Here is an 11725-nt window from a genome sequence, read left to right on the forward strand (position 1 = left end):
GCCGACGGTACGGGCAGCCGGGCCTACCCGGTCGCACGGACGGCTGTGCGTACCGGTCGTACGGGCAGCCGTGCGTACCGGCCAGTAGCTCCGGTCGGCGCCCGCCGACCGGGAATAGGCCCCGTCGGCCGCAGGTTGGCCAGACGTAGGACCGTCTGATGTAGGGGCGTACCCTGGTGTCCGCCGAAGAATCGAAAGCGAATACCGCGCGAGTACCTCGCGAATCCCACGCGAAGCCCGCGGATCCAACGCAGCAGAAAGCAAAGGGGAGTGCCGGAGTGTCCGCTGTCGCACCCGACGGGCGCAAGATGCTGCGCCTGGAGGTCCGAAACAGCCAGACCCCCATCGAGCGCAAGCCCGAGTGGATCAAAACGCGGGCGAAGATGGGCCCCGAGTACAAGCAGCTCCAGCAGCTGGTGAAGGGCGAGGGCCTGCACACGGTCTGCCAGGAGGCGGGCTGTCCCAACATCTTCGAGTGCTGGGAGGACCGCGAGGCCACCTTCCTCATCGGCGGCGACCAGTGCACCCGGCGCTGCGACTTCTGCCAGATCGACACGGGCAAGCCGCAGGCGCTCGACCGCGACGAGCCCCGCCGCGTCGGCGAGTCCGTCGTCACGATGGACCTGAACTACGCCACCATCACCGGCGTCGCCCGCGACGACCTGGAGGACGGCGGGGCCTGGCTGTACGCCGAAACGGTCCGCCAGATCCACACGCTCACCGCGGAGCGGGAGGCCGGCGCGACCAAGGTCGAGCTGCTGATCCCCGACTTCAACGCGGAGCCCGAGCAGCTCGCCGAGGTCTTCTCCTCGCGCCCCGAGGTGCTCGCGCACAACGTGGAGACCGTGCCGCGGATCTTCAAGCGCATCCGCCCCGGCTTCCGCTACGAGCGCTCCCTGGAGGTCATCACGCGGGCCCGCGAGGCCGGTCTGGTGACCAAGTCCAACCTGATCCTCGGCATGGGCGAGACCCGCGAGGAGGTGAGCGAGGCGCTCCAGGACCTGTACGACGCGGGGTGCGAGCTCATCACCATCACGCAGTACCTGCGCCCCTCCGTGCGGCACCACCCGGTCGAGCGCTGGGTGAAGCCGATGGAGTTCGTCGAGCTGAAGGACGAGGCCGACGCGATCGGCTACTCCGGCGTGATGTCGGGCCCGCTGGTGCGGTCCTCGTACCGCGCGGGACGTCTGTTCCAGCAGGCGATGGACGCGCGCGCCGGGGCCGGGAGCACCGCCGCCGGGGCCGTCCAGGCCGCGCCGGCCGTGTGAATCCGCTCACCGGCGGCCCTCGCGCGGCATCCGCGCTTCCGCGGCGGTCCGGACGCTTCCCGCAGGTCGGGAACGCGTACGGACCGCTTCGGCGTGCACGGCGGCGGAATCAAGGCTTCATTGGTGTTTGACCGCCCGGTCACGCACTGGTAACACCGAACAGTGACCCTGGGTACACGGACGGCCGCACCGCCGCGGCCGCCGCCGGTCACCGCTTCCCGCACTCATCCGCGTCCCACAGACGCATCCGTTCCGAGGGGGAACACCACGATGCAGGCCGCACCGGTCCGCGCCCACGCCCTTCCGTCCTTCACCACCGCCCTGCGCGCCGTCGAGTCGCTGCTGCTGAGCAGCGGCCAGCGCACGGCCCGCCGCAACGCCTGGACGGCCGTCCTGGAGGACCGCCGTCGCGCCAAGGACCGGGTGGAGGCCGAGTACGTCCTCGACGCGGTGGCCGACCACCGTTCCTAGGCCGCCCGCCCGCCACGTAAACTTCAGTACATGGCGAGGAAGGCAAAAACTGAAGGCGCGGACAGCGCCGAGAACGCGGGGCGTCTCAAGCAGATCGCTCTGACCTACAAGATGACCAGGCGGACCGACAGCAAGATCGGTCTTGTCATCGCGGGTGTCGGAATCGCCACCTTCGGTGTCCTCCTCGGCATCGGTTTCGCGATCGGGCACCCGGTCTATCTGGGCATCCTGGGCTTCGTGCTGGCCGTCCTCGCGATGGCGATCGTCTTCGGCCGCAGGGCCGAGCGGGCGGCGTTCGGACAGATGGAGGGGCAGCCGGGTGCGGCCGCCGCCGTGCTGGACCGGATCGGACGCGGCTGGACCACCACCCCGGCCGTGGCGATGAACCGCAGCCAGGACGTCGTCCACCGCGCGGTCGGCAAGGCCGGCATCGTCCTGGTGGCCGAGGGCAACCCGAACCGGGTGAAGGGCCTCCTGGCGTCCGAGAAGAAGAAGATGGCCCGCATCGTGGTGGACGTGCCGGTGCACGACATCATCGTCGGCAACGGTGAGGGCCAGGTGCCGCTGAAGAAGGTCCGCACCAAGATGCTGAAGCTCCCCCGCGTCCTGACCGGCCCGCAGGTGACCACCACCAACGACCGGCTGCGCGCGATGGGCGACCTGATGAGCAACATGCCGCTGCCGAAGGGCCCGATGCCCAAGGGCATGCGGATGCCGCGCGGCGGAAAGATGCGCTGACCGCGCCCGCGGGCGTGAGAGACGGGGCGGCCCGGGACCGATGATCGGTCCCGGGCCGCCCCGTTCGCCGTCTCTCCACCGCTCACCGCGCGGAGACCGCGTCCGGGCCGGGCCGCGCACGGAGAACGGGGATCGGTCCAGCCGGGCCGGGCCCAGCCGGACCGGACCGGGCCGTACGAGCGGGCCGTACGAGCGGGCCCCTCGTACGCCGAGTCCACAGCCGGACGTGGACGGACGGTCACACATGGACCCGAACGGTCACACCCGGGCCTGGACGGTCACGCCCGGACCCGGACGGTCACGCCCGGACCCGGACGGTCACATCCGGACCTGGACCGCGCGGGCGAGCCGGTCGTGCAGGCCGCGTCCGTCGCGGTCCCAGACGAGCGCGGGGATGGCGAGGACCAGCAGGACGGTCCGTACGGCGACCCGCCCGAAGCCGAGCCGTCCGCCGTCCTCGGCGACGACCCGGATCCGCAGGAGCCGCTTGCCGGGGGTGCAGCCGATGGTGCCGACGGTGAGCAGGCTCATGACGAGGAAGATGCCGAGCGCCCAGTTCCCCGCCGCCTGCTGGTCACCGCGTGCGAACAGTCCGTATGCGATCAGCATGCAGAGCGTCCAGTCGATGAAGAGCGCTCCGAAGCGGCGGCCGAGCGGCGCGATGGCCCCGGGCCCCTCCTCGGGCAGCCCCAGCCCCTTGCCCCGGTAGCCGAAGTCGGCGCCCATCTCCTCGGCGGCCGCGCGGGGCCCCGAGAGCCACGATCCGATTGCTTGCCTGTTGTCCACCCGTCCACGGTACTGCGCCCGTGTTTGCCCCCCGCCTGGTGGGGCATCGGAAACAGTCGCGGAGATGCCGCACGCGATCACCCCGGTTAACTTGGGCGAAACAAATGGGTCACGCTCGGGAAATCACGCCTGCCTAGGGTCGGGACCAGCGTGTGCCACCCGCACTGGCCGCACAACGAGCTACAACCCCGCCCCTCCCGGGTCGGGAGTAGGAGGAGTTGGATGTTCCAGAACGCCGACGAAGTGCAGAAGTACGTAGCGGACAACGACGTCAAGTTCATCGATGTCCGGTTCTGCGACCTTCCCGGGGTGATGCAGCACTTCACCATCCCGGCAGCGACGTTCGACCCGGCCGAGGAACTGGCCTTCGACGGTTCCTCGATCCGCGGCTTCCAGGCCATCCACGAGTCGGACATGGCGCTGCGCGCGGACCTGTCGACGGCTCGGGTGGACCCCTTCCGCCGCGACAAGACCGTCAACATCAACTTCTTCATCCACGACCCGATCACGGGCGAGCAGTACAGCCGTGACCCGCGCAACATCGCCAAGAAGGCCGAGGCGTACCTGGCCTCGACCGGCATCGCGGACACCGCGTACTTCGGCCCGGAGGCCGAGTTCTACGTCTTCGACAACGTCCGCTTCCAGACGTCGGCGAACGAGAGCTTCTACCACATTGACTCCGAGGCCGGCGCCTGGAACACCGGTGCGGTCGAGAACAACCGCGGCTACAAGGTCCGCTACAAGGGCGGCTACTTCCCGGCCCCGCCGGTGGACCACTTCGCCGACCTGCGTGCCGAGATCTCCCTGGAGCTGGACCGCAACGGCCTCCAGGTCGAGCGCCAGCACCACGAGGTCGGCACCGCCGGCCAGGCCGAGATCAACTACAAGTTCAACACGCTGCTCGCCGCGGCCGACGACCTGATGCTCTTCAAGTACATCGTGAAGAACGTCGCCTGGCGCAACGGCAAGACCGCGACCTTCATGCCGAAGCCGATCTTCGGCGACAACGGCTCGGGCATGCACGTGCACCAGTCGCTGTGGCAGGGCGGCTCGCCGCTCTTCTACGACGAGCAGGGCTACGCCGGCCTCTCGGACATGGCCCGCTACTACATCGGCGGCATCCTGAAGCACGCCCCGTCGCTGCTGGCCTTCACCAACCCGACGGTGAACTCCTACCACCGTCTGGTGCCCGGTTTCGAGGCCCCGGTCAACATGGTGTACTCGCAGCGGAATCGTTCCGCCGCGATGCGCATCCCGATCACCGGCTCGAACCCGAAGGCCAAGCGCGTCGAGTTCCGCGCCCCGGACCCGTCCTCGAACCCGTACCTCGCGTTCTCCGCGCTGCTGATGGCGGGCCTGGACGGCGTGAAGAACAAGATCGAGCCGGCAGAGCCGATCGACAAGGACCTCTACGAGCTGGCTCCCGAGGAGCACGCCAACGTCCAGCAGGTCCCGACCTCCCTCCCGGCCGTGCTCGACGCCCTGGAGGCGGACAACGAGTACCTCCAGGCGGGCGGCGTCTTCACGGCGGACCTGATCGAGACCTGGATCGACTACAAGCGCACGAACGAGATCGCCCCGATCCAGCTGCGCCCGCACCCGCACGAGTTTGAGCTTTACTTCGACCTCTAGAACACCCGCGGGCCGCTGGGCCCGCAAGCGCCGAGGGCCGCCGCCTCCTCCGGGAGACGGCGGCCCTCGGCCGTACGGCGGACTCCCGCGTCGGGCACGCGGTCGGCCCGTTGGCTCACTTGTCCGGGCGGCCCGAAGTCGGCCTCACCGCAGCGACGGACGGGCCCTCCCCGCCCAGTACTCGTCCGCCGTGATGCCCAGCAGGACCACGTCGTGGTACGTGCCGGCGAAGTACTCGTGCTGGCGGAGGCGGCCCTCCTCGACGAAGCCGAGTTTGCGGTAGAGGGCGAGGGAGGCGTCGTTGAAGGCGTAGACCTCGACCTCGCACTTGTGGCTGCGCTGTTCGGCGAACATGTAGGTGAGGACGAGTTCGGTGGCTTCGGCCGCGTAGCCCTGGCGGCGGTGTTCACGCGTGACCTCGATGCCCGTGCGGAAGCGGCCGGCGCGGGCGTCCGTCTCGCCGACCGACACCGCGCCGACGAAGGAGTGCTCGAAGCGGGTCTCGATGACCAGTTGGTACGAGGCCGGGTTCGGGGTGCGGCCCGCGCGTTCGGCCGCCCAGGCGCGGAAGCTCTCGTCCGAGCGCGGGGGTTCGACCACGTCGGCGTTGCGGGCGTCCACGGTGTGCAGGGCCAGGGCCCGGAAGCCCTCCCAGTCCTGGGGTTCGATGCCTCGCAGGCGTACGCGTTCGCCGGTCCACAGGTCGGTCATCTCGCTCCAGCCGGGTCAGGGAGGTGGTGGGGGGGCAGGTCAGGGTGGTGGTGACGGGCAGGTCGGGTCGGCGGGTCAGGCTACCCGGGCGGCGATCGTCCTCGCGCAGGCCAGCGCCTCCGTGCGGGTCGTGTCCACCACCAGGTCGTACGTCACCCCGCGGTGGACCGCCTCGGCCTGTGCCGCGGCCATGCCTCTGGGGCGGTCGCCGCGCGCGATCTCGCGGGCTTCGGCGGTCGCGCTGTCGCAGCGGACGCCCACCCACAGCACGTCCAGGCCGGCGAGCGCCTTCCGCCACGGTTCCTGGGAGGCCGGGCCGCCGAGGAACACGTCGTCGACGATGACCTTCGCGCCCGCCCGGGCCGTCGCGGCGACGCCCTCGCGCCAGGCGGCCTCCAGCCTGCGGAACTCCTCGCCGATCGCCACCCCGCCGTCCGGGGCGAACGCGATGCCCGCGTCCGTGGTGCGCAGGGACGCGGGCAGGGAGTCGACGAACGTGTCGATCGCGGCGGTGAGCCAGGGCTCGGGCAGCTCCGCCTGGAGGCACCGGACGATGCCGGACTTGCCGGAGCTGGAGCCGCCGTTCACCACGATCACCTGGGTCGTCACCCGGACACGGTAGAGGTTGGGCGCGCGGTGTTCGAGGTGTTTTCCCGGGCGTTGGGCGTGCGCGGCCTACGCGGGCCTGATCGTGGCGAGTTGGGCGAGCAGCAGGACCAGGCGGTACGCCGTCCCGTAGTCGGGGGCGGTGAACGCGACCGTGCGGGCGCCCCGGGCGCGGGTGACGCCCGGGACGAGGACCGCCAGGTCGATGGTGTGCGGGCTCGCCAGGTCGACCTCCACCTCCAGCGGACCGGTGAGGGTCAGGGGCGGGATCTCCGTGCGCCGGGTCACCGCGTCAGCCGCCGCCCGGCGCAGGCGGTCCCGGGCCTCCTCCGGGTGCAGGGTCACGGCGGCCGCCATGCCCAGGGCCTCCTTGACCGGAACGGTGACGGTCCCCGGGAGCAGGTCGGACGCCTCGGCGCAGGCCGCGTCGTCGCCGCTGAGCAGGACGACCGGTACGCCGTGGTGGCCGGCCATGGCCGCGTTGAGTCCGATCTCGCCCAGGGATCGGACGGTCGCCCGTACGGCTTCGCCCACTGCGCGGCCCGTCCCCCGTACGTCGTCGCCCGGTGCGCGGGTGGTCACCCGTACGTCGAGGATCTCGCCGTTCATGGTGTGCGCCAGCACGCCCGGGCCCTCGCCCGCGCGGACGTGGTAGCCGACGAACAGCGCGGCGTCGGTCTCCCCGTCGAGTCCGGCCAGCATGTTCAGGGCGCGCGGCTTGCCCCGTACCAGCCGGGCCCGGCGGTCGAGTCGTTCCGGCAGCAGGTTGCGGAAGGTGCCGTGCGCGTCGGCGACCAGCACCTCGGCGGTGGGCTCGGCGTCGAGGACGCCCGCGATCACCGCGTTCGCCTCGGCCGTCATCAACTCCCGTCCGCGTGGGTAGTCGTAGCGCTCGGGGTTCGTCTCGGAGGAGTGGACGATCCCCGAGATGCCTTCCATGTCGACCGAGATGAGTGCCTTCATGGGGCGGGGATTTTACCCCCGTCGTCCTCGGCGGTCAGGCGCCCGCGAGGCTCGCCCGTGCCGCGTTCATGAACGCCGTCTTGGCCTCCTCCAGGTGCTCGTTGACCTCGACGTCCCCGATGTCCCGCCAGACGGCGGCGTTCAACGCGTGGCCGTACGTCCTCACCGGCTCGCGCAGGGCCTCGTCGCACAGGAGCGTGACGTTGCCGGACGCGGTCCACAGCGCGGTCATGACGGGCCCCGTCTGCGTGATCCAGCCGTCCTCGTCGTCGCCCCAGGGGTCGGGGCGACGGTAAGCGGCGCGTTCGGCGGCCTGGGCGCAGGTGACGAACTCCTTGAGCACCTCGATCTGTTCGGCCCGGCGGCTCTCGGTCGTGGCCGCCGCCCGGCGGCGCTCCTCGACGCGTTCGACCGAGCGCTGGGTGGCGCGCTGGGCGAGCGCCGTCAGGCCGCCGCCCAGGGCGACCCCCGCGAGCGAAACGACCGACGTCCACAGATCGGCAGCCATGGTGGTGCCCCTTCGCCTGTCGCCTGGTCCGGTCAGGGCCATCCTGCCCTACGGCGGCCGGAGCGCGCCGCCGCCCCCGGACGCGTCAACTCGACGGTCCGGGGGCGGCGTTCGGTCGGGAGTCGGCCGGTGGCCGGTCGGTGAGCGGTGCGGTCAGCGGCCGTAGCGGATCAGGGCGCGGACCATGCGGCAGGTGGTGTCGGACGGCGGGTGGATGCCCATGCGCTCGGCGGTGACCCGTATCCGGTGGTTTCCGGCGCTGGAGGGCTGGTAGACCCCGCTGTCGAGCAGGGCGATGGCCAGGCGCATGGCCTTGAGGCGGCGGTTGTGCGAGACGTACCACTCGCGGGGGCGGCCCGCGGGCAGTCGCTTCTTCGGGAGCGGGGTGGGCAGGGGCGGGTGGAAGGGCATCGGGAGCTGTCGGTCGAGCGGCTCGGTCGCGACTGCGGCACCGGTCATCGGCATCCTCCTGGCAGCGTGGTGGAACCCTCACGAACTGCCTCCATTTTACTGCCTCCCACTGACAATCGCCCCTGTTCAGAGGCGGTTTCGGCAGTCCCTCGCGTAACCTTGGCCCCATGGAGATCTGGATCAATCCCGCCTGTTCCAAATGCCGCAGCGCGGTGACTCTGCTGGACGCCGAGGGGGCCGACTACACGGTCCGCCGCTATCTGGAGGACGTGCCGTCGCCGGAGGAGATCCGGAAGGTGCTGGACCGGCTCGGCCTGGAGCCGTGGGACATCACGCGGACGCAGGAGGCGGCGGCGAAGGAGCTGGGGCTGAGGGAGTGGCCCCGGGAGGCCGGTTCCCGGGAGCGGTGGATCGCCGCGCTGTCCGAGCACCCGAAGCTGATCCAGCGTCCGATCATCACCGCCGAGGACGGCACCGCCGTGGTGGCCCGCAGCGAGGAAGCGGTACGGGACGCGCTGGGGCGGTAGAGCGGCGGGCCCGGGTCCGTCACCCGGCGGACACCGCCCCCGGGTCCGCGACCCCGGCGGACACTGATCCCGGCCGTCACTCGGCGGACACTGGTCCCGGCCGTCACTCGGCGGACGCCGCCCCCGGCCCGCCACTCGGCGAAAGCCGCTGCCGGCCGTCACCCGGTGGACGCCGCTCCCGGCCCGTCCGCGGGTCTGCCCGCTTGCGCCGGACGGTGGTGTCCGGGTGCCCGGTGGCGGTGGTCGCGGCTGCGGTGCGGTCGTTCGTCTTGATCTGCGCCGCCGTCGGGGATACGAATCCCAGGACGACGGCGACTGGGTACGGGGTGTGCTTCTCCGATGGGTTCATGGGTCAATTCCGCCGAGGTCCTGGGCAGCGATCTGCCGTTGGAGCTCGCCGGCACCGGCAACCGCCGCGCCGTCCTGATGGCCGCCCTGCGGGACGCGGTGCGCAGCGGGCGGCTCGCCCCGGGGACCCGGCTGCCGCCCTACCGTTCGCTCGCCGCCGATCTGGGGCTGGCCCGCAACACCGTCGCCGACGCCTACGCGGAGCTGGTCGCGGAGGGGTGGCTCGCCGCCCGCCAGGGCTCGGGGACCCGGGTCGCCGAACGGGCCGCCCCGGTCACCCCGGCCGCCCCTGTACACCGGCCGCCCGCCCGCGAGGACGCCGCCCGCCCGGTCCACGACCTCGTCCAGGGACGGCCGGACCCCTCGGTGTTCCCGCGCACCGCCTGGCTGGGCTCGGCGCGCCGGGCGCTGGCCGCCGCCCCCGACGACGCGTTCGGGCCGGGCGATCCGCAGGGGCGGCCAGAGCTGCGGCGGGCCCTGGCCGGCTATCTGGCCCGGGTGCGCGGGGTGCGGGCAGGCCCGGAGCGCATCGTGCTGTGCTCGGGGGCCGCGCACGGGCTGCGGCTCCTCGCGCAGGTGGTGGGCGGCCCCTGGGCGGCGGAGGAGTACGGGCTGCCCTTCCACCGCGACCTCCTCGCCTCCCACGGCGTCGGCACCCGGCCGCTCGGCGTGGACGCGGACGGCGCCCGGGTCGACGGGCTGAACCACCGCGACCGGGCCGTCCTGCTCACGCCCGCCCACCAGTTCCCCACCGGCGGCCCGCTCCACGCGGCGCGGCGGTCGGCCGTCGTGGACTGGGCGCGGGCGACCGGCGGCCTCGTCGTGGAGGACGACTACGACGGGGAGTTCCGTTACGACCGGCAGCCCGTGGGGGCCGTCCAGGGGCTCGACCCCGAGCATGTGGTGCTGCTGGGGTCGGTGAGCAAGAGCCTCTCCCCCACGCTGCGGATCGGGTGGATGGTGCTGCCCCGGCGGCTGGTGGGGCCCGTCGTCGCGGCGAAGGGCGACCGTGAGCAGTTCTCCAGCGCCACCGAGCAGTTGACGCTCGCGGACTTCGTCGAGTCGGGGGCGTACGACCGGCAGGTACGGCGGATGCGGCAACGCCACCGCCGCCGCCGCGACCAGTTGGTGGCGGCCCTGGAGCGGCGGGCCCCGCACGTCCGGGTCACCGGGATCGCGGCGGGGCTGCACGCCGTGGTGGAGCTGCCGGCGGGGACCGAGCGTACGACGGTCCGGGCGGCGGGCCGGCTGGGGCTGGCGGTGGAGGGCCTGGGCGACTATCTGCACCCGGGCGCGGAGTCGGCGGCCCGCACCGGCGGCGTGGAGGCCCCTGCCCGTGACGGGCTCGTGGTGGGGTACGCGACGCCGCCCGAGGCCGGGTATCCGGAGGCGTTGGACGTGCTGTGCCGCGCGTTGTCGCAGGGGTGAGCCGCCCGGAACGTCTCCACGCCCCGCGCGCCGCTGCCCCGGTGGTGGCGGACGCCCTGCGCGGCCGGTGGCCGCCGGCCGGTCCGCCCGCCTCCACGGACGGGGTCGAAGCTCCGTCCGCCGTCCCGGACAGCTACGCCCGTGCCTGGGTCTCCGCCGCCACCAGCAGCTCCGTGAGGTGGCGGCCGAAGCGGGCGTCACAGGCGTGCGGCACCCCCGTCCGTACCGTCTCGGCCAGCGCGTCCACCGCGCCCCGGAACGCGGTCTCCGCGCCGTCCCAGCCGGGGGCCGACGCCGTGCCGTGCTCGCCCCGGAACTCGATCTCCACGCCGGCCGCGCCGCGCGGGGCGCTCAGCCCGAGGGTGACGGTGCTGGACGCGCCGGAGCTGTGGCGCAGGATCAGGTGGGTGGTGTCGGCCGGGCCCGGGGCGGCGGTCAGGTGCTCGACGTCGCCCAGGACCGGGATCAGCACGGAGAGCGCGTGCGGCCCCACGTCCCAGAGCCCGCCCTTCTCGCGCCGCCACGGGGAGTCGGCGTACTCGCTGGTGGAACCTTCGGCGTAGAGCGAGCCGAGCCACTGGGCGCGCGCCGTGAACCAGCCGCCCACCGCCGTCTGTTCGGCGATCCAGGCCGCGGTCTCCGGGGCGAACCGGAGGGTGCAGAACACGATCGAGGCCACCCCGGCCTCCGCCACCGCGTCGGCGACGGCGCGGGCGCCCTCGACCGTCGTGGCGACCGGCTTGTCCATCAGGATGTGGCGGCCCGCCCGCGCCGCCCGGACCGCGAGCGGAGCCTGGACGTCCGGCGGCAGGGCGAAGGCCACCGCGTCGCTCGCCTCCAGCAGCGCGTCGATGCCCTCCTCGCCGGTGTACGCCCGGGTGCCGTGGGCGGTGGCGAGGGCGTCGGCGGCCTCGGACCTGCGCCCCCACACCCCGCTCAGCTCGACGCCGGGGTGGGCGGCGAGCGCGGGGGCCTGGGTGTTGCGGGCCCAGGGTCCGGTGCCGAGGAGGCCGATACGCAGAGGGGCGGCGGTGGTGCCGGCGGCTGAATCCATGGGGCCAGTGTGCCCGGTGGTACGGGCGGGCGTGCGGAGGGGCCGGGGTGGACGGGCGGGGCGCGACGGCGGGGCGGGGCGTGTCAGCCGTCGGGCGCGGGAGCGCACTCGTGGTGCGGGGCGGGGCGTGTCAGTCGTCGGGCGCGGGAGCGCACTCGTGGTGCGGGGCGTGTCAGTCGTCGGCTCGGAGGCGTACTGAAGCTCCGGTGCGGGGGCGGTGCCGGCATCGCGGGGCGGGCTCGTGGTGCGGGCTCGTGGTGCGGGGCGGAGGTCA

At 72.8% G+C, this 11725-nt stretch carries 13 protein-coding genes; 6 read left to right on the forward strand and 7 right to left on the reverse strand.

Annotated features, from left to right (window positions below):
* The first annotated feature begins 278 nt into the window (after positions 1-278).
* The 3 genes from lipA to IF19_RS0110020 all read left to right on the forward strand — a co-directional run bounded on the left by lipA (position 279) and on the right by IF19_RS0110020 (position 2477).
* On the forward strand, positions 279-1268 hold the full coding sequence (lipA, locus tag IF19_RS0110010; protein ID WP_030118023.1) for a lipoyl synthase: 990 nt from the start codon (positions 279-281) through the stop codon (positions 1266-1268).
* A 270-nt stretch (positions 1269-1538) separates the two neighbouring features.
* Positions 1539-1739 carry an SCO2195 family GlnR-regulated protein gene (locus IF19_RS0110015; protein ID WP_030118022.1) on the forward strand — a complete coding sequence of 67 codons (201 nt, stop codon included), beginning with the start codon at positions 1539-1541 and terminating at the stop codon, positions 1737-1739.
* Positions 1740-1769: 30 nt separating this feature from the next.
* On the forward strand, positions 1770-2477 hold the full coding sequence (locus tag IF19_RS0110020) for a DUF4191 domain-containing protein (protein ID WP_030118021.1): 708 nt from the start codon (positions 1770-1772) through the stop codon (positions 2475-2477).
* 318 nt (positions 2478-2795) lie between these two features.
* Here IF19_RS0110020 and IF19_RS0110025 read toward each other — a convergent pair whose 3' ends face one another.
* Positions 2796-3203 carry an RDD family protein gene (locus IF19_RS0110025; protein ID WP_030118020.1) on the reverse strand — a complete coding sequence of 136 codons (408 nt, stop codon included), beginning with the start codon at positions 3201-3203 and terminating at the stop codon, positions 2796-2798.
* A 282-nt stretch (positions 3204-3485) separates the two neighbouring features.
* Between IF19_RS0110025 and glnA the strand changes: the two genes are divergently transcribed.
* Entirely contained in the window at positions 3486-4895 is a 1410-nt protein-coding gene (gene glnA / locus IF19_RS0110030; protein WP_030118019.1) for a type I glutamate--ammonia ligase, read from the forward strand.
* Between the two features lie 144 nt (positions 4896-5039).
* Here the strand turns inward: glnA and IF19_RS0110035 are convergent, their stop codons facing one another.
* The 5 genes from IF19_RS0110035 to IF19_RS0110055 all read right to left on the reverse strand — a co-directional run bounded on the left by IF19_RS0110035 (position 5040) and on the right by IF19_RS0110055 (position 8142).
* A complete protein-coding gene (locus IF19_RS0110035; RefSeq protein WP_030118018.1) occupies positions 5040-5606 on the reverse strand; it encodes a GNAT family N-acetyltransferase in 567 nt (188 codons plus the stop codon).
* 75 nt (positions 5607-5681) lie between these two features.
* Positions 5682-6215: a chloramphenicol phosphotransferase CPT gene (gene cpt, locus IF19_RS0110040; protein WP_030118017.1), complete on the reverse strand. Its 534-nt coding sequence runs from the start codon at positions 6213-6215 to the stop codon at positions 5682-5684.
* Between the two features lie 66 nt (positions 6216-6281).
* Positions 6282-7175, reverse strand: coding sequence for a M55 family metallopeptidase (locus IF19_RS0110045; protein ID WP_030118016.1), 894 nt, complete (start codon positions 7173-7175; stop codon positions 6282-6284).
* Positions 7176-7209: 34 nt separating this feature from the next.
* Positions 7210-7683 carry a hypothetical protein gene (locus tag IF19_RS0110050; protein WP_030118015.1) on the reverse strand — a complete coding sequence of 158 codons (474 nt, stop codon included), beginning with the start codon at positions 7681-7683 and terminating at the stop codon, positions 7210-7212.
* 153 nt (positions 7684-7836) lie between these two features.
* Positions 7837-8142, reverse strand: a complete 306-nt coding sequence (locus tag IF19_RS0110055) for a hypothetical protein (RefSeq protein ID WP_030118014.1) — start codon at positions 8140-8142, stop codon at positions 7837-7839.
* Positions 8143-8261: 119 nt separating this feature from the next.
* Between IF19_RS0110055 and IF19_RS0110060 the strand changes: the two genes are divergently transcribed.
* Both IF19_RS0110060 and pdxR read left to right on the forward strand, forming a co-directional pair.
* Positions 8262-8621, forward strand: coding sequence for an ArsC/Spx/MgsR family protein (locus IF19_RS0110060; protein WP_030118013.1), 360 nt, complete (start codon positions 8262-8264; stop codon positions 8619-8621).
* A gap of 339 nt (positions 8622-8960) precedes the next feature.
* A complete protein-coding gene (gene pdxR, locus IF19_RS0110065; protein ID WP_030277326.1) occupies positions 8961-10397 on the forward strand; it encodes a MocR-like pyridoxine biosynthesis transcription factor PdxR in 1437 nt (478 codons plus the stop codon).
* A gap of 133 nt (positions 10398-10530) precedes the next feature.
* Here the strand turns inward: pdxR and IF19_RS0110070 are convergent, their stop codons facing one another.
* Entirely contained in the window at positions 10531-11451 is a 921-nt protein-coding gene (locus tag IF19_RS0110070) for a Gfo/Idh/MocA family protein (protein ID WP_030118010.1), read from the reverse strand.
* Between the last annotated feature and the right edge of the window lie 274 nt (positions 11452-11725).

Source organism: Streptomyces californicus, assembly GCF_000717645.1.
Classification (GTDB): Bacteria; Actinomycetota; Actinomycetes; order Streptomycetales; family Streptomycetaceae; genus Streptomyces; species Streptomyces californicus.

Bases quoted from the DNA above. Each gene is read 5' to 3' on its own strand.
- IF19_RS0110045 (WP_030118016.1), bottom strand. From the start codon at position 7,175: ATGAAGGCACTCATCTCGGTCGACATGGAAGGCATCTCGGGGATCGTC.
- IF19_RS0110060 (WP_030118013.1), top strand. From the start codon at position 8,262: ATGGAGATCTGGATCAATCCCGCCTGTTCCAAATGCCGCAGCGCGGTG.
- IF19_RS0110015 (WP_030118022.1), top strand. From the start codon at position 1,539: ATGCAGGCCGCACCGGTCCGCGCCCACGCCCTTCCGTCCTTCACCACC.
- IF19_RS0110020 (WP_030118021.1), top strand. From the start codon at position 1,770: ATGGCGAGGAAGGCAAAAACTGAAGGCGCGGACAGCGCCGAGAACGCG.
- IF19_RS0110055 (WP_030118014.1), bottom strand. From the start codon at position 8,142: ATGACCGGTGCCGCAGTCGCGACCGAGCCGCTCGACCGACAGCTCCCG.
- IF19_RS0110070 (WP_030118010.1), bottom strand. From the start codon at position 11,451: ATGGATTCAGCCGCCGGCACCACCGCCGCCCCTCTGCGTATCGGCCTC.
- glnA (WP_030118019.1), top strand. From the start codon at position 3,486: ATGTTCCAGAACGCCGACGAAGTGCAGAAGTACGTAGCGGACAACGAC.
- pdxR (WP_030277326.1), top strand. From the start codon at position 8,961: ATGGGTTCATGGGTCAATTCCGCCGAGGTCCTGGGCAGCGATCTGCCG.
- IF19_RS0110025 (WP_030118020.1), bottom strand. From the start codon at position 3,203: ATGGGCGCCGACTTCGGCTACCGGGGCAAGGGGCTGGGGCTGCCCGAG.
- IF19_RS0110035 (WP_030118018.1), bottom strand. From the start codon at position 5,606: ATGACCGACCTGTGGACCGGCGAACGCGTACGCCTGCGAGGCATCGAA.
- IF19_RS0110050 (WP_030118015.1), bottom strand. From the start codon at position 7,683: ATGGCTGCCGATCTGTGGACGTCGGTCGTTTCGCTCGCGGGGGTCGCC.